General features: G+C 45.5%; 22 protein-coding genes. All 22 read right to left on the reverse strand.

All coding sequences use genetic code 11. The features are described 5' to 3' along the window. Positions 1–17 precede the first annotated feature (17 nt). Complete coding sequence (locus tag LVD14_RS01980) at positions 18–551, reverse strand: GrpB family protein (protein WP_237132347.1); 534 nt, start codon at positions 549–551, stop codon at positions 18–20. A 608-nt stretch (positions 552–1,159) separates the two neighbouring features. Continuing rightward, positions 1,160–1,297 carry a hypothetical protein gene (locus tag LVD14_RS01985; RefSeq protein ID WP_237132349.1) on the reverse strand — a complete coding sequence of 46 codons (138 nt, stop codon included), beginning with the start codon at positions 1,295–1,297 and terminating at the stop codon, positions 1,160–1,162. A gap of 188 nt (positions 1,298–1,485) precedes the next feature. Beyond that, positions 1,486–1,866, reverse strand: coding sequence for a VOC family protein (locus LVD14_RS01990; protein WP_237132350.1), 381 nt, complete (start codon positions 1,864–1,866; stop codon positions 1,486–1,488). Positions 1,867–1,994: 128 nt separating this feature from the next. Continuing rightward, the gene (locus LVD14_RS01995; RefSeq protein WP_237132351.1) at positions 1,995–2,444 is read right to left on the reverse strand and encodes a DUF1579 domain-containing protein; all 450 of its coding nucleotides are present in this window, start codon (positions 2,442–2,444) and stop codon (positions 1,995–1,997) included. A gap of 104 nt (positions 2,445–2,548) precedes the next feature. After that, the gene (locus LVD14_RS02000) at positions 2,549–3,211 is read right to left on the reverse strand and encodes a DUF2971 domain-containing protein (RefSeq protein ID WP_237132353.1); all 663 of its coding nucleotides are present in this window, start codon (positions 3,209–3,211) and stop codon (positions 2,549–2,551) included. Between the two features lie 136 nt (positions 3,212–3,347). Next, positions 3,348–3,644, reverse strand: a complete 297-nt coding sequence (locus LVD14_RS02005; protein WP_237132354.1) for a hypothetical protein — start codon at positions 3,642–3,644, stop codon at positions 3,348–3,350. A 125-nt stretch (positions 3,645–3,769) separates the two neighbouring features. Continuing rightward, a complete protein-coding gene (locus LVD14_RS15530; protein ID WP_237132355.1) occupies positions 3,770–4,297 on the reverse strand; it encodes an ion channel in 528 nt (175 codons plus the stop codon). A 115-nt stretch (positions 4,298–4,412) separates the two neighbouring features. Beyond that, positions 4,413–5,021 carry a hypothetical protein gene (locus tag LVD14_RS02015; protein WP_237132356.1) on the reverse strand — a complete coding sequence of 203 codons (609 nt, stop codon included), beginning with the start codon at positions 5,019–5,021 and terminating at the stop codon, positions 4,413–4,415. Between the two features lie 92 nt (positions 5,022–5,113). Beyond that, the gene (locus LVD14_RS02020) at positions 5,114–5,497 is read right to left on the reverse strand and encodes a VOC family protein (protein ID WP_237132357.1); all 384 of its coding nucleotides are present in this window, start codon (positions 5,495–5,497) and stop codon (positions 5,114–5,116) included. A gap of 195 nt (positions 5,498–5,692) precedes the next feature. Continuing rightward, positions 5,693–6,169, reverse strand: coding sequence for a GNAT family N-acetyltransferase (locus LVD14_RS15620; RefSeq protein ID WP_411268241.1), 477 nt, complete (start codon positions 6,167–6,169; stop codon positions 5,693–5,695). Between the two features lie 114 nt (positions 6,170–6,283). After that, the gene (locus tag LVD14_RS02030) at positions 6,284–6,904 is read right to left on the reverse strand and encodes a DUF6988 family protein (protein WP_237132359.1); all 621 of its coding nucleotides are present in this window, start codon (positions 6,902–6,904) and stop codon (positions 6,284–6,286) included. Between the two features lie 106 nt (positions 6,905–7,010). Continuing rightward, positions 7,011–7,388, reverse strand: a complete 378-nt coding sequence (locus tag LVD14_RS02035) for a hypothetical protein (RefSeq protein ID WP_237132360.1) — start codon at positions 7,386–7,388, stop codon at positions 7,011–7,013. A 527-nt stretch (positions 7,389–7,915) separates the two neighbouring features. Further along, the gene (locus LVD14_RS02040) at positions 7,916–8,473 is read right to left on the reverse strand and encodes a dihydrofolate reductase family protein (protein WP_237132361.1); all 558 of its coding nucleotides are present in this window, start codon (positions 8,471–8,473) and stop codon (positions 7,916–7,918) included. Between the two features lie 95 nt (positions 8,474–8,568). Beyond that, on the reverse strand, positions 8,569–9,093 hold the full coding sequence (locus LVD14_RS02045; RefSeq protein ID WP_237132362.1) for a GNAT family N-acetyltransferase: 525 nt from the start codon (positions 9,091–9,093) through the stop codon (positions 8,569–8,571). 78 nt (positions 9,094–9,171) lie between these two features. Next, on the reverse strand, positions 9,172–9,894 hold the full coding sequence (locus tag LVD14_RS02050) for a hypothetical protein (RefSeq protein ID WP_237132363.1): 723 nt from the start codon (positions 9,892–9,894) through the stop codon (positions 9,172–9,174). 153 nt (positions 9,895–10,047) lie between these two features. Next, the gene (locus LVD14_RS02055; RefSeq protein WP_237133394.1) at positions 10,048–10,860 is read right to left on the reverse strand and encodes an alpha/beta hydrolase family protein; all 813 of its coding nucleotides are present in this window, start codon (positions 10,858–10,860) and stop codon (positions 10,048–10,050) included. A 157-nt stretch (positions 10,861–11,017) separates the two neighbouring features. Further along, a complete protein-coding gene (locus LVD14_RS02060; RefSeq protein ID WP_237132364.1) occupies positions 11,018–11,401 on the reverse strand; it encodes a YkvA family protein in 384 nt (127 codons plus the stop codon). Positions 11,402–11,457: 56 nt separating this feature from the next. Continuing rightward, positions 11,458–12,042: an HD domain-containing protein gene (locus LVD14_RS02065; RefSeq protein ID WP_237132365.1), complete on the reverse strand. Its 585-nt coding sequence runs from the start codon at positions 12,040–12,042 to the stop codon at positions 11,458–11,460. Positions 12,043–12,110: 68 nt separating this feature from the next. Beyond that, positions 12,111–12,869 (reverse strand): trypsin-like peptidase domain-containing protein, encoded by a 759-nt coding sequence (locus tag LVD14_RS02070; protein ID WP_237132366.1) that lies wholly within the window; start codon positions 12,867–12,869, stop codon positions 12,111–12,113. A gap of 146 nt (positions 12,870–13,015) precedes the next feature. Beyond that, positions 13,016–14,308 carry a HEPN/Toprim-associated domain-containing protein gene (locus tag LVD14_RS02075; RefSeq protein WP_237132367.1) on the reverse strand — a complete coding sequence of 431 codons (1,293 nt, stop codon included), beginning with the start codon at positions 14,306–14,308 and terminating at the stop codon, positions 13,016–13,018. A gap of 189 nt (positions 14,309–14,497) precedes the next feature. Further along, positions 14,498–15,349: a hypothetical protein gene (locus LVD14_RS02080; RefSeq protein WP_237132369.1), complete on the reverse strand. Its 852-nt coding sequence runs from the start codon at positions 15,347–15,349 to the stop codon at positions 14,498–14,500. Positions 15,350–15,446: 97 nt separating this feature from the next. Beyond that, positions 15,447–16,406, reverse strand: a complete 960-nt coding sequence (locus LVD14_RS02085; protein ID WP_237132370.1) for a restriction endonuclease — start codon at positions 16,404–16,406, stop codon at positions 15,447–15,449. Positions 16,407–16,465 lie beyond the last annotated feature (59 nt).

The following is a 16,465-nucleotide window of genomic DNA, read 5'->3' on the forward strand; positions in this document are numbered from 1 at the left end:
TGGGTGGCAGCCGCTAGTTATGCGGATTGCTGTCTATGGTTGCTTTTCATCCAGAGTACAGCGCAACGCTCATGCTTCTTAACAAATGCATCCTTGCCGTTTACATATGCCTGCATGTCGTTCGGATTCTCTTTTGCAAGACGTGCTTTCAGCTCACCATACTCGACAGCGATATCTGGGTGAGCTCTCATGTAGTCCCGAAATGCAATGTGGCGAATCACTTGTTGAGTTTCGGCTTCAAAGGCATGGACCTGGTGCGTTCTTCGCCCCGTTTCATCGTCCAGGCGAAAATAGCGACGGCCGGGAATCCCGAACTCCCCTTTGACCTCATAGCCAAGTGCCGCCATTGAATAGCTTCGTTCATCCAAGGATTGCAACGAGGCCACCTCCAGCAGCATATCAATAACCGGCTTCGCCTTAGTGCTAGAGACCGACGTGCTTCCGATGTGATGGATACGTAACACTAGATCGCCCAATGCCAGACCTATCCTGTCGCTTTCTTGCTCAAAATTTCTAGCCCAATCAGGGCTGTGATCTACTACCAGTATCACCGTGTCGTACCGCCACTATTTCTGTAACGTTCGTGCTAAACGGGTCCGTGCCTTTGCGAAGATTCAGGCTCCACTTCCCGACACCTCATACTCGAAGAGTTGGTTAAATCTGCCTTCGTCGTCTTCCCTCAGCAGGCCTCGTCGCATACCCGCCTTCAGCCAATGCTGCGAATACGGTCCCAGCGATGCCGGGCATCTGACGACCGCTCGGAGCATAGTTATTTTGATAGGTATGAGTATCATAGCTCGACTCCTGCGACATCAATAAACTCTACCCATTTCCTGGCGACCCGTTTCCCGTTCTCACCGGATAGAGATGACCAGCCGTGGATTCGGTTCTCCGCTTTCACAATGTGAGCTATTGCGTCACTGGTTTTGTGCATATGTAGAAGCGCATATATTTCAGCAGACGCAGCCAAATGCCTGGTGATAACAGGCCGCTCATTTGATTCATTTGTGCGCTCCAGAGCATCTCTTAAGGCAAGCGTGTAGCCTGTTAGCTTATTTAAAATATCGTCCATACCTGGTTACACATTACTCTCAACTTATCGGCGCGAACGAAGTAGGCGTCCGGCTTGCGTTATTGGCGGCCCAACTCCCGCCGCGTGTTATGGCCTGAACTCACGGATCTGTATGTGATTACCCTCTGGGTCGGAGATATTGCAGACCTTGAAAATCGGGTTGCCCCATTCTCCTTCCATCACTGAACCACCATAGTCAGCGACAGTAGCACGGGCCAGGTTCATGCCGAAGAAATCGACATAAAACTAGATAAGCTCTAAATATCTCGGTCGTACATGATAACACCGTATCGGGCAGGTCCGTTCATATTGAGTCGCTCATCCAGGCCCAATAGCCATAACGCCGCCCCAAAGGGCCAGTTGGAGCGCAGCGAAAGGTGGTCCTGGCTGAAGGGCAGCTGTTGACGGCTTTGTTATGCACTTCTCTCTACCCTCCATGGTGGATTTAGACGATTGTCACCAGCCCAATATAGTTTGATTTTATTACCTGATGGGTCGTGTAATATTGCCTCTCTCCACAGATACGGCATATCCATCGGTTCTTGATCAAGTTTAAACCCTTGTTCTTTTAGATCAGTTACCAGTTTATCTAATTCTTTATTCTCAAAATAAATGACACCACCATTTAGAAATTTTCCATCTTCGAGGGAAAGAGAAAATGTGGACGTCCCCTCAGGGCATTCAAATCTAGCATAATGAGGGGTATCTACTATTTGCAGGAATCCCATTCGTCTATAAAAATCTGTTGCTTCGTCCATGTTTGAAACGGGCAACGTCACCTGATTCATATTCATTATTCGATCCTTCCAATTGCTTAACTCCCGTAGTAATAGGCACAGTTTGTGGAGCGCGGCTTGTGACAGTATGGCGAAGCCATTCACAAGACGTGCGGAGCAGGCTGTGTCCTTTATTGACTTGTTTGTTAGCTGCCGGCAATCTGTTTATAGTGGTGTTCAACAAATCGATTCCAACCTTTTTTGGTTTTTGACTCCACTACCCAATTAAATCCTTCATCGGGATCTGGCCAATAGACCTGTCTCGCAACTCCGCCTGGCATTTGGGCTTCAAAAGCCAGAGAATCCCCATGTACATCTTTGGCGTCGGTAAGCACTCCTTCCGAATGCTTTCCATCAGAAGTGAATGACCAGAATCTGAAGGATTTATCCCGGTCAATTCCGAATAGTGCTAGTTCCTCATAGGACGACTTCACAAATTTCCATTCGACTCGTAGTTCGATGTATTTCCCACCAAGTAATTTTGAGAAACTTCGATGGACAACTACAGGACCCATATCTGAACTAGATTCGGCAAGCCAGGAACCAATTAGCGGATCAAAGATGCCTAATTTTCCGCGACCTTTTTTCCAATTCATTCATTTAACTCCCAGTCATCGTGTGCAGCTAACGCCCGCAGCACGCGCGGCATTGTAGTGTAGGCGAAGCCGCAACGGATATGCCGTCGCTGTGACTGCGATTGTTAGGTGCGATGGACATAGACTTTAATCGCCATATTCTGAACGACGTCATACTTGGTAAAAGCAATTCTTGACTTTGTGACTTTGACTTCATGTTTATATGAACGCAGATGCGTCGCAAAATCGCTTATTTTTAGCTCGGATCTCGGCCCCAAAATAATCTCTTTCAGTTCCATGTTGCCGTCAAAATCGGTAAGGAATAAGCCTGTTGTGTCTTTCTGTTTTAGAGGAACAATAACCCTGACTTCATCTTCATATTTCCATCCAACATACTTTGCGCATAATAGACTTTCTATAAGCTCTTCCGTAATGCCGCCAAATTCTTTCTCCATATCTATTTCAGCGATCATTCTTTTCGGAAAATATTTAACTTCCTTGATGTGAGCATCATCTATGTCGAAGCCTAAGCAAATACCTCGATGCTTGTCTCCGTAGTGTGCCCACAACAATGGGTTCTTCCAGCCTCTTGAAAAGCTGATAATCCCAAAGTCTTTTGCTGCTGCATCTCTACCTGCTTCGAATGCCTTTCTGAACTTCTTGTCTGAAAGATTTACCCCTAGGAACTCGAATGGATCGTTGAGTTCATCTAGCATAGATATTTTTATGCGCTCATTGATTATATTTGAGAGCGCATATTTCTCGGCGGTGTAGTAGTAAACTCGCATGCCTTTCGCCTAACGCTCGTCATAATAAAGCAGTTTTATGGAACGAAAGCTTGTGAAAAACTGGCCGTAGTCCATTCATAAGCTGGAGTGTAGCAAACTGTTTCCTTTTTGATTTTATTGTTAGGTGTCATCTCTCTTACAGGTTTCTGTATTTCTCAGGCAGGATGCTTAGACGTATCTCATCCAGATCTCTAAATGTAATGATATTTTTAGAAAGACCTGGGTTGAGCCGTGCATAGCACTCCGCGACTTCTGCAATCAATGATACGTTAGCCTTCAATGCCGACAAACAATCATCCACTGAATCTACACCAAAATAATGCTCAACGGTTGGGATTGTGAAGGAATATTCCACCGCTCCTTCGTTTACGATGGCGCTGAATGTAATGCGTTCGTCCTGAACTCTGAAATTATCGTTGATCTCAAAATTCATCACTGATACACCTAACGCCTATGTTCTGGCGCCAAAGCAAGTTGGCGTGGCCTTTGCGCTTTTTGCAAAAGGCATGACGACTTGCTTTTGTCGCTCAGGAACTGTTTGTTATGTGTCATTTGCACTTAGCTACCGGATCTTTTAGCGAAGAGTGAACTTGCATATCCGATTAATAATCCGAATACTAATAAACCCAATAGTGCCTCGCCAGCCGCGATTAGCTGAAAGTCGTCTGCTGGAGTTAAATCACCGTAACCTAAAGTACTGAAAGTGACTATTGAGAAGTACAGTGCTTCTTTTCCTGTTATAGCTTCCGAATCAATTACTGGACATAGCATAAACAGTGCTGCAAACGCAGTAACTGTTCCTAGAATCAACGTCATTGCGTCAAACAGATAAATCGCTGCCCCGGCGATAACCATTCCCTCGTGGTCCAAAGTGACCGCCTCCGCGCGTCTAGTTCTAACAATCAACCAAGCGATCTCCCCTAAGAGAATCAATGTAATTACAAAATATCCGATTACAGCCTGAGTCAATGTGCCAGTCGGAGTGCGTGCCTCGGTTCCCAAGAATGCAAAAATTACAAAGAAGCCGAAGAGCTGCGCTCCAACGACAAATCTTGCAATCCATAAAGCTCTCTTAAAGTAGTGCACGATAGTTAATCACTGTACATATAACGCTCATTCATAAGCGGCGCCTGCACAGCAGGTGTCAGGCGACCGAAGGGAGCGTACTTGATGTGATTGTTATGTGACGCTGTCGATTTATTCACTGTGAAATTCCAACACAATAGTCCAATGGTTGCTGGAGCCTACTTAGATCAGCCTCATCTGTGACGATCTCTGAAATAGGCAAGCAAGTTTCTCCACTCGATAGAAATTCAATGACTCTCCCCTGCAGATCAGTAATAGAGCTATACCGATATACATCATCTGAGTATACCATCTGCCCGTTCAATCGAATCAGAGGCTCATCGGAAATGCCGGAAATCGCCTCACCAATACCAGAGCCAGTTCGGTAAAGTGATCTATCTCCAAGATTGAACACCACAGTCGCTGTCGACGCTGGGGTAGTCAGCGCAAGCAACAAATGTGAATCATTTATAAATTGAATGATTTCCATGGAATCATACGGCTCCGGGGTATGAACCCACCATGCCTCATCAGCGCCCTCGATTCTTAAATAGATCTCCGATGGTTCAAACAGATTATCATCTTCATACTCCGGGCCAGCCATAATTGAAGCAGTTACGGGGCCTGCCAATGTCTCTCTTACTGTAAGCACTGTATCAGGCTCGGAGTCATCATATGAGAGAAAATCACCGGGTGATGCTTCTAGTGGAATGACCAACAGTATCGGAAAAGGCCAAAGTTTCATTGTTGAGTTATCCGTTGGCTCTAGTCACATAACGCCCGTGGATAACCGGCACGAGCGCAGTTCGTGCCCGGCGCCGAAGGTGCGTAGTTGATCTAATTGTTATGTCCAGACAACGTTCCATCTTGAATAAACTCTATACGGTTTCCAAAAGGGTCATGGGAAAAAGCTCTAACCACGCCGGGAATGCCAGTGTCTTCTAGAACCTCATACCCATTCGCAGCAAGGGTTGTCTTTAGTTCGCCTAAGTCTGTCACTACTATTGCTGGATGTGCCTTTCTTGCAGCTCTAAATTCATCTTCTACTCCCAAATGAATTTTCACCACACCTCGCTCGAACCAAACACCACCTCGTCCAGCTAATGAAGCTGGCTTTGGCACCTCCGGCATTCCAAGAATATCGCTATAGAATGCTCTCGCCTGAGATTCTTTTCCCCTCGGCATTGCAAGCTGAACATGATCAAGCCCAACTATCTGCATTTACTATCTCCAGGTGGAGCCACAATTCTTGAAGAGGGACATAACGCCCTTCATCAGTGGCGCAACCGGAGGTTGCGTCCAGCGCTGAAGGCGCGCACTGTATGTAATGGTTAGAGCGTATCATTGTTATGAATTATCGCCGTCCTGTCTCTATGCTATCGAGTACACCTTAAAGTCTTTAGGCTCTCCTCCTACTTAACGAAAAGAGCTTCGGATGCCTTCAGGCACGAAACCACATTTTTGGAGCACAATCTCTGAAGCAATATTGGACGGCAGTATACAAGCCTGAATCCGGGTGAATTTCCGATACTTAAAACCCCACTCAACAACCAAGTGGCAAGCTTGTGTTGCTATTCCTCGCCCCCAAAATTCAGGATGAACGTCATACGCTATCTCTGCTGAACGGCTTGCTTCACAAACCGAATGAAATCCAATAGTCCCTATTAAATCGCCGCTTGATTTATATATGATCGCAAATCGAATCTGTGACTCTGGATCCTCCAGATTGTAGAGCTTTGCCTCACTTACCAAGTCTTGCTTCGACCTTAGATTCCAACTCGTGTGCTCTACAACCTCGGGGACTGACAGGTATGAATACCAACTATCCACGTCTGACAGCTGTAATTCCCGTAAATATATCTCAGGCGTTTCCATACTTGGTTTGCAGCTCATCTGATGCGCTCTAACGCTTAGCTCACCTGCACATACTGCGTAGAGCGTTTTTGTGTAAAATGTAGCGTAGCGACTGACACAAAAATGAACGTAGCAGTATGTGTCAGCGTGCAGCTACTTGTTAAATGCCCAGGATTGGACAAACTCCATAAGCTTTTCCGGGTCGACTTCTCCGTTAGTATTAGTGGCCAATTCACATAAAGCTGCGAACGACATACATGCAATCATTGTTGAAAACTCGATTGCTTCATTTATGTGGTCTTTTTCATAACAATGCTGTATTGAGCTGCCGCTAAAATTCCTTTGAAGCTGGATAGCACCCGAGTGTGTAATACTATTTAAACCGCTCCATGTATGGTTTTTAATTTCAGAAAAATATACAGGAAGTTCGTGAGCAGCTTCTACCTCAAGCACCATATCACCAAAGTTAAGATTGCCATTAGCTTTTGAAACCAACTTGTCTTCATTAATATATTTTTCTAGCTGCTCACTATTAGCGCACTTTTCTAACCACATTGCACGAATATAGGTTTCAAACAGCACCCGCAACAAGGCAAAAGCGGAAGGATAAGCACTGTTGCTTAGGCAAAACTTCACTCCCTGTGCATGATCAATAGCTACCGCAAACAAAGTAGCCGCCGACTTTACTGAGACCTCATTTGTCTCAATCTTCATTCTGACAATATGGCCTTCAATAATGTCGAGCGTTTCTATATATTTTGGTAAAAGGTTCATATGCATTTAACGCCCTTGTTCAAGCGCCAGCGTAGCTGGGCGCTTGGAATTCATTGTTATGTGAACAAACTTCGTCACACCCAAAATTTAGTGTGGTCGCCAACATCTATGTCATGTACACCGAGCTCATTAGCATGACAGGCACCCACGCAGAACAGGCTAGCAATACTGAGCAAGCGAGAACCATTACGATGCTACTAACCGTAGCGTGCCCAAAGAAAATAGTTGGTTTGAACATATACAGTTCGGAAACTAGACGAGCGGTGTGGGTAATGTTTTTGGAAAGCTCTTCGATACGCAGTTTCAATGAGTTAAATATCGATTTTCCATAAGCAAAGAGAAATACGATCAATGCCTCAAGTCCCACTAAGTCAGCTACTATGATGAACTCCAGCGTAAAGGGAACTAGAAAAGGCGCCACCGCGATAAGTACTAGAATTAACCCTAACTTGATTAGGGTGCTCTTTCTAAACTCAAATTTCATGTTTGATCTCCCTGTTCACATAACGCCCTTTGTTAATTGGCAAGTGGCATAGCCACTTGTCCTGAGCCCGCTTTAGCGGGTGATTGAACTAATTGTTATGTGTCGATAGCTCAAGCATGGACCTTTACGCACTTAGCTCCGGCACCAGATACGACCTCACGAAGAACACGAACTTCAACCTCGCTAAGCCCACCCTCGATCATTTCCATTGGGTAAATATCCAGCATGGGCTTACTCAGTTTAAAGAAGCCTAGAACTCCGACTTCCCGTAGCCCTCGCTTCAAACAGTCCACTGCTGGAAAGAAATTGCCAATTAGCAATCTATTCGTGCTGAAGCTGGATTTAGGGGAAAAGCTCTTCGCACTCCCGTTGTGCGATATCACCATCCTGTCCCTGAAAATCTCTACTTTTACGTTCACTCTTCCACTCACTTCAAATTAGACACATAACGCTTCAATAACCGGCGCAGCTTTGCTGCGCCCGGCGCCGTAGGCGGGAAGTTAATAGCCTTGTTAGGCGCATATACTCTAAACACCTTTATGCACTTCATAGCGTAGCTCAGCCATACCTACGCCCAACTGGCGAACTGAAACGAGCTGGAGTGTTGGGCTTAAAACACAACGCGGAAAAAGGGGTTTGCCTTTACCGAGAGTGGCAGAGCCAATTTGAACAATAATTTCATCCAGTAACCCTGCATCATAGAACTGACCAGCTAAATCGCCACCCCCCACAATCCAAATATTTTTGTCTTTGGCCGCACTCCGCATTTCTCTATGAATGTGGTGTACATCTCCATTTGCGAAATGGATATCTGCTCCATCAATCGTGGGCAGCTTACGACTTGAAAATACCCATGCTGGCTGGCTATAGGGCCATGGTGAGCCCGTCTCTTTAGCTACCTGCTCAGCATGGCGCACGATCCATTCGTAGGTTGCTGACCCCATAGCTAAGGCGCCTACTTCAGATATGAATTCTGGATAACTAGAATTGTTAAGTTCCCCAAGAGGGAAAAGCCAGTCAAGAGAATCATCTTCAGTCGCGAGAAACCCATCAAGACTTGTGGCAGTGTAAAATTGCGTTTTCATTGTTTATATACCTGCTAATTTTATTCGCCTAACGACCGCAAGTGCAGCACGGCTTGCCGCGTCCGGCGCCGGGAGGCGCGAACTCATTGCGCTTGTTAGGCCGCACTCTTGGGCACCTCGTACTCGAAGAGTTGCGTAAAGCCCCCGTCGTCGTCTGCTCGTAGTTCGCCTCGGCCCATACCAGCCTTTATCAGCACCGCGTGAGAGGCAGCGTTCTCTTGCGCAGTGGTTGCGATCATTCGCGATAAACCATGTGTGCCTACACCATAACCGATGAGACCTCGCAAAACCTCCGTGGCTATGCCTTGCCCCCAGTAGCGCCGCAAGTAGGCGTACTTGACCTCTGCATCTTCTTGCCCGCCAGGATGAACAATGCCACAGAAGCCAATTACCCCAGGCGTAAACCTGAGCTCGACCGCAAACATGCCATAACCACGCTTTTCGTAGTTGCTGCGCGTAACCATAAGCCATTCACGGCACTCTTCTTCAGTGAGGGGCTGGCCATCGCCAACCCATTTCATGGCGTCGGCGTCGCCATAGACAGCCATGAGGTCCAGCAAATCCGAATCGCGCAAGCGCCGAACCACTAATCGCTCCGTTTCAAATATTATATCGATCACTCGCTGCACTCCCCCTGTGCGGTCTAACGCACTTGTTAATAGGCTTGGCGGCAGCCAAGTCCTTTATTGAATTTTTCGTTAGTTGTCGACTACGTCCACGAGTCCGATTTCTCTCAATAACATTCTCCCTAAATGAGTTATATCAGTGGAAGATTTCTTAGGTTTACCTGTGCGAGAGTCAAACTCCGGAATTTTCGTAGTGCGATCAACTCTAATATTCGGTCGTACCAAGCCAAGTCTTTCTAAATGGTCCTTATAGCTCTCTTGTAACGCGTACTTGTCCAGCTCTTTCTCTGAAGCGTCCATCGAAGCACTTGCTGGCGCGAGAATTACTTTATGTTTTTCACGAAATTCGTGATCTCCACTTATCTCTGGATGTAGATACATCCTTAGCCATATGATCTCTTCGTCATTGATTTCAGAGAGTAGATTAAGCAAGTACTTCTGCCGATGTGCCTCAATCTCAGCATCAGAAAGACCGTTCGCGACTATGGATGCAATGTAGGATGTTCGTTCTTTAGATATTGCTCTGGAAGCATGTATAAATCCATCTTCTGCAAGAGAAATATTTTCTTCGGATTTTAGAGTCTCCCTAACTATTTCCTCAGAAATGTGTGAAAGCTTCGACTCCAGTTCAGAAATGTACCTGGCAAGTCGATCAATTCTCTGGTCAGGGATAAGGTAGTCAATCAGCTCAGATAGTAGAGGGCCGGCAACTGGAATTGCACCTGCGATGGACTTTCCTGCAGCTGCAATCAAATCGGTTCTATTCTTATCGATTATTTTTTTTGACCCTTGCACATACTCACCTTTGGCAACTAACGCCCAGTTCAGCCACGACGGGTACGGAGCGGCTGTTGTGTTAATGTTTGAGCGGCAGTGAATAACACAAAAGTTGTGTAGTGCCCGTTGTCGGTCTGCAACTGATTGTTATGCGTCTCCACTTGGTCTCCCCTAAAGATGCTTCTGTAGCCAATCAAGCATCGCCGCATGAGTTTCGCTCATCAACTGATCGGAAAACACTTCATGACCAGCGTCTAGAGCCAGGAGCTTGGACTCGACACCTGCTTCCTTCAACATTGCAGCTAACTTAACGCTGTTGGCTTCAAAGTTGACTGCCTGATCCCTGGTGCCGTGTACGATTAGAATTGGCGGGTCATCTGGTGTTACATGATTCACCGGGGAAAGTACCGGGATCACCTCAGGATCAAAATCCAAGAGGCGAGCCCCAAATAACTCTGCCTCGGGTGGGATAGTGCCGAGGTCGGTAATGGGCATAATGGCAATCGCAGCTTTGAAATCACTATCCGTCCGCTTTACTGGCTCAATCTCCATGCTGAGTTGAAGCGCTAGATGTCCACCAGAGCTGATCCCCAAAATTCCCAGTCGCTCGGGATCAACTCCGAACGACTCGCTATTGTCTTTAATATGCTGAATGCCTATTCTCAGTGCCTCAACAGCATCAGGAATGCGGAAGGTTGGCATACCAGGATGATATATCTGGAACAATGTATAGCCATGCTCTAACAACACCTCCCAGAACGGTCTGGCGATGTTGAGATTGTCCGCGCCGGATAGAAAACCACCACTTACAACAAAGACAACCCCAAGCCCATTAGGTGACGACGGAACTTCTACATCGTAATACATAGCCATGCCGTCTTTATGACCATAGACATTATGTCTATCGATCTCGCTAGCTTGAGCGCTTACCTGACCTACACAAGACAATACTAAAAAAATGGTGAGGCAATATATTTTTCGCACATTTTCCAAATTTTGCACTCCTTGTTGATAATTAATAAACGTCGCCCAAACTAAGTACGATGCCCGGCCTGACACATAACGCCTTGCTAAGGGGCAAAATGCGCAGCAGTTTGTCCCGTGGAGGCCACTTGTGGCCGGAACGTACTTGAGCAACTCGTTAGGTGTTGAGTGCAATAAATACCCACCTAGCAAACACCCAAAGTAGGAAAAGCCATATAGTAATGATAATGACAGCAGCAGAATAACTGACAGGCTTTTCGGCTGCCTCTTGTGCTTGAAGCCGAGCGGACTCCATTACTGAAGGTGGCGTTAAACGCATGATAAGAGCCAAGCCAGCAGGAATGATTATGATGTCATCTAGGAGGCCGATGATCGGAATGAAATCAGGGATTAAATCTATTGGGCTTAATGCATAAGCGGCTACGAGGATCGCTAAAACCCGAACCAAGAAAGGCATGCGTGGATCTCTAGCTGCATAGTAGATTGCTAGAGTTTGTGTCCTGATATTTCTAGCTTGCTCTTTTATGACCTGGAGCTTCATAGACACCTAACGCCCGTATTCACGCTCCAGCGCAGCTGGCTGCGTGTAATTTTTGGTTAGGAGGCTTTTAGCCATCCTTGCTCCACCGCATACTCAACTTTTGAAACAACCCATTCATGGATCTCGGGCTGCTCGTGCTCAATAAATTGATGCATCTTCAGCACTTGATTTTTATGGATCCCGTTGTCCCGCCATGCTCGTCCCCCACTCGTCATGTTATGAAGAAATGGCAGTAGCCTGTCTATAACCTTGAGCAACTTAGCTTCTTTGCTCGCACCTGCTTCTTGCTCATCCCAAAGCTGCGTTAGATCTGGGATTGAGTTTCCTGGATGCGACGCTATTCTTTCCACGCATTTTCGTTCGTCTACATGGGCATTTGATCTGTCAGAGCTATAAAGATAAGTATCTCCCGCATCGATCTCGCCAAGATCATGTACTAGCGCCAACTTGATGAGTTTTAAAACATCGAAGTCGTCGTAAAGTAATTCTGAAAATGCCCAACACGCCATCGCCAAATGCCAAGAATGTTCTGCGGAGTTCTCGACCCGCTCGCCGCCATTAATATACGTCCGACGGTTTACCAACTTCAGTCCATCCAGACTAATGAGGAATTCTGATATTTGTGAAAGGCTATCGGCCACATTGACTCCTAACGCCCTCTAATAACCGGCGCGGCCGCTGGCCGTGTCCGGCGCCGTAGGTGCGAAGTTCATTTATTTGTTAGGTGACGTTCTGCATAGTCAATGATGTCCCTAACAACCGAAGGCTTCCAGACTCTGCCCAAATCTGAATCTTTGTGAATTCGCCCACTATAGATGCCTAGGAAATGTGTCATGTGTGCTTGAGCCTGATAGAGTTTTCCGTCCTTCTCTACAGTATCGCCAGGTTTAAACTGAGCTATTACTTGTGATCCTGACTGACCAGGCCTAGTTCGACAATCAATTAGAAATACTGGTAATCCCCCATAGTCTACATCAGGTTCTGACGCAATATAGCCTGTCGCCCAAATCGCAAAACCATCAGCAGATAATGAGAATGGAAAACCTATAACATGTACTTGGCTTCCAACATCCCATCTATTCCAATCTTTGAAAGGAACCACATAGTGGGGGAATTTGCCCTTAAATTTTTCCACTATAAGCCCTACGACATCGACCTTTTCTCCCAAGTCAGGATGTTCAGCCCAAACAGGCTCAGTCATTTCCTCGTCTTCGTATAAATCAACCTGTTGAACGATAGGACCTCTTGGAGACAAGCAAGTAAATCGAAGTTTATTTGGAGTACCGCAAGTATCCGATAGTGGTTGCCCTGTGAAACTATCCCTTCCTGTAACGTTATGCCGATTGGTAAACAAGATCGACCCTACATTGGACTCGCAAAAGAAGCCTGTACCTGTAGCCAGCTTTTTATCATTGAAGTACATTTCAATGTAAATTGATCTAGCTGAATTTGCATTAAAATATGGCACTAAGTCACCTAACGCTAAGCGTAACCGGCTGCAAAAGTGGTGTGGCTGGAGCTTAGCGGAAGCCGCGTCACTTTTGACAGTCCGAGTTTACGCTTTTGTTAGGCAATAATTTGGAATGCTTCATTGTGTAAAACAAACGTAGACCCTCAAATAACCGCGATTACCAATCCGGCCTGTCGGATCAGAGCGTCAATTAATTTCAATAGTTTAGAAACATCGTAGTTACCGTTTAGCAGCGTATCGTCTGGCTGCTCATAGAAGTGTTTGGAATAGGACTCTTTGAAATCCAAAACTCCATGCCATGCGTCGATGTCCTTTTTAAAGTTACTCCATGTGACCTGAGCGGCGGGATATTGATCCAAACGTAGGTCGAGATAGCACTCAATCGCGGCGGCTCGCCCATTGATATCAGAAACGCTCACGCCTTCCGGGCCGTGAGTTGAGAACTCCCTAAATTCCTCAAGATCAGGTAAGAGCATCGCGCGCATGTTGGCAGGTAACTTCAGCTGTTCAAGCTTGCGAAAAGCGTCAACACCCTCCGCGTCGTTATCGAAAACGAATAAGACCTGATTGAGAACCTCAATTCGCAATAGCCCCTCTGCGAATTTCACAAGATTGCCAGTTCCCCAGAAATGATGGCGTTCATTGACATCCACAAAATTAAAAAAATCTGCAACATCCGGGCGTAAGACATCGAGTAACCGTCTAATAATGCGCGCGTCCGATGCACCCTCGGTTGCGATCAAAACTTTCTGCCTTTGCCGCGCAGCTGGCTGGAATGCTTCACGTTGAACCCAACCGGCATGGACTATAGGGCCAAACTCCCATGTGACCTCAACTTCAACATTAGCCGCATTCAGGGCAAAGATCTGGAGCATCGATTCCGCACTCAGGATGCAAACTCTCGCGGAAAGGAAACTAGCTTCGGACCAATAGGTATTAGATTTGTCAGTCCATGGAATTCGTTCAAATACGTCGATATCAGCTGCAAATCTTCCCTGCGAAATTATGTCTCTGTCCGGCGTTTCGTACTCGACATAACCACTTGTCAAATCTTTCAGAGGATAGCGGCACGCCAAATTGCAGAATTCTTCGAAAGTGAGATATTCTTTTTTTAACCCCTCTAACTCGCTATAGCTCGATATCTCTACCGCTTCCGCGATTACCGCCTGATATTCGGCGCGTGCAGCTTCAAGAGTAAATCCGAGTAACTCAAGGCGAGGCAAAACTCTAGATAGCTTCCTTGCAAAAAGTTCTTCAGCTTCGGCAAGCTCCACCTTTTCTTCAGGATGCTCTTCGTAATAATCGTAATTTATTGCGTCCGTCTTGCGGCGTAAGAGATCACCTTCTTGAAACAGGTACCCGTAATCTTCTCCCATGAAGTTTTTGGAATACGAGAGGGATACGTTACCAACGCAGAGTTCTATGGAAGTTCCCATTTAATACACCTTTCTTCCAATAATTGACCCTTGCAGTTCATGTTTTCTATTTTTCTTGTTGCCTAACTCCGCGCTCAGGGGGAAATCGGATCCGAGCTAATTTGTGGTAGAGTGAACGCAGCGAACCACAAATTAGTGGAGCGTAGTTATTTCCCTTGCAGCGCCTTGTTAGGCTTTACATTGATTTTTTTAGAAAGGAATTCTCGATATTCCTTTAAAATTATTATCGCTGGAAGAAACAGATATCACCGCTCCGTCTTTTTGCTTAATGAATACTTTATCTGGCTGAACATCGGCAAGCTGGCCGGCAGATTTACCTCTTATGTATAGGGTGTCACCTATAGCTACAGTTTCACCATTAATTGAAAATTGGTCATCACCTATTTTTTCAATTCTTGGTTTCCGGCGTAGAATTAAATTAGCATTTTTCGAAGTGAGACTTAAATTGTCCTGTTGTTCCAGAGCACCGATACGACCAGATAAATCCTTAATAGCTGAAAGTAAAACGCTGGCTTCATTTGAAAGCTCAACATTTTGTGGGATCGTTGCAGGCTTTACCCCTAACAATTGAATCAATGAATTTACGTCTTTTCCTTTAGATTCTGCTGTATCTACCATGGATTTTGCAATAACTTCAATTTGCTTTTCTACCGAATCAATTCTAAGCGCCTGGTTGTATTCAATATATCGCAAGCCTTGAATGTCAAATATTTTATTTGTTTTGATATCCTTTATTAACACAGTTGGCAAATTGAAAGCTTGCCGCACACCAAGTTCGTATAAAACGTTCGGATTTCGGCCACTCAAGTCGCATAAAACCATTTCGCTTTCGACTATCTTTGAAAGTATATCAATGACTATGTAATTACTTGATACAACATCATCTGCGCGGATTGGATTAAAGCCAGCTTTAATACAAGCAGGTTTTATTAAGTGAGTGTAAACCCGATTGAAATGACCAGCTTCATAATCTTCCATGTCAGCGATAGGCATAATTATAAAGCACGTTCTTTCGCTTTCTTCTTTTTCTTTTTTCGTCATATCAAGATTCCCTTGAATTATTTAATAGATTTTCTGCGCTCCGGCCTAACGCCGCCAGAGCGCGCACGAGGCAAGAGGGTGGCTGTTGCTGGCCTTGTTAGCTTTCATAGCCAAGCCCACCCATGTACGCAGGGATCATCCCGAGGTTCTTTACCTTCTCTTTTTCTTTTTCTGTTAGATCGCGACAAACGTATGGGAAAACACTTAGCATGAAGCCCTTTAGGTTATCGAAAGCTTCATTTGAATATGTTACCCCGCCACGATGCTCATTCATTGTGCTCATTACCCACTTTATAAAAATGGTAGGCATCATGACATCTGATATATCTTCCCAGCCATCTATGAGATCACTTCTCTTGCCTCGAATGGCTTGTGTCAATACATCGTCACATCTACCGCGACAGGTCCAATATACGTATTCGAAGTGCTGCTTTTCATTTTCTTGCTTTGTACTCATTTTGTACCAAAGTTGAATAACTCCATGATCGTCTTGATCAAATAATTCTTTGCTACAAACCTTACATATTAAGCTTGGCGCTTCCGCAAATATTCTGGCAGGAGATGGATTGTTTGTTTTCCACGCGTCAATAGAAATCGGGAAGTATCTTTCGCAAATCTCCAACCCTCTGGACGAATGAACTAGTTGACTCTCAATTTTTTTGTGATCGAATACTTGATATTCGAGCTTGCCTTTTAGGCCTTCAAGATTAGCAGAAAGGCCTGTACTAGGAAGGGTCGAGTAAAATCCGATAAAACCGTCGCAACCATGAGCTTCAACTCTATCTCTAATGTTTGTCTCATCAGTAGGAGAAACAGATTTTCCGCTGTGAGACTTGTGCTTGCAGCTCACTAGCCATCTAATGACTGTCTCACCACCAACACCAGTCCGTTTTTCTTGGACTATAAGGTCGGCGCCTCCATCTGCGCCTCGATCTGGATCTGTCACTATCTTGTATCCGATAAAAGATAGAAAATCTCTTGCAAACAACTCAAAGGTATCTTGTAGTCCTGATGCGATATGTGCTTCTGGTATTTCTTTGAAATCTAATACTGTCAATTTACACCTATGTTTAATTATTTCGAGAAGCTAACGCCTTCCAACAAAGGCGCGAACGC

The organism is Pseudohongiella sp. O18 (assembly GCF_021729085.1).
GTDB lineage: Bacteria > Pseudomonadota > Gammaproteobacteria > Pseudomonadales > Pseudohongiellaceae > Pseudohongiella.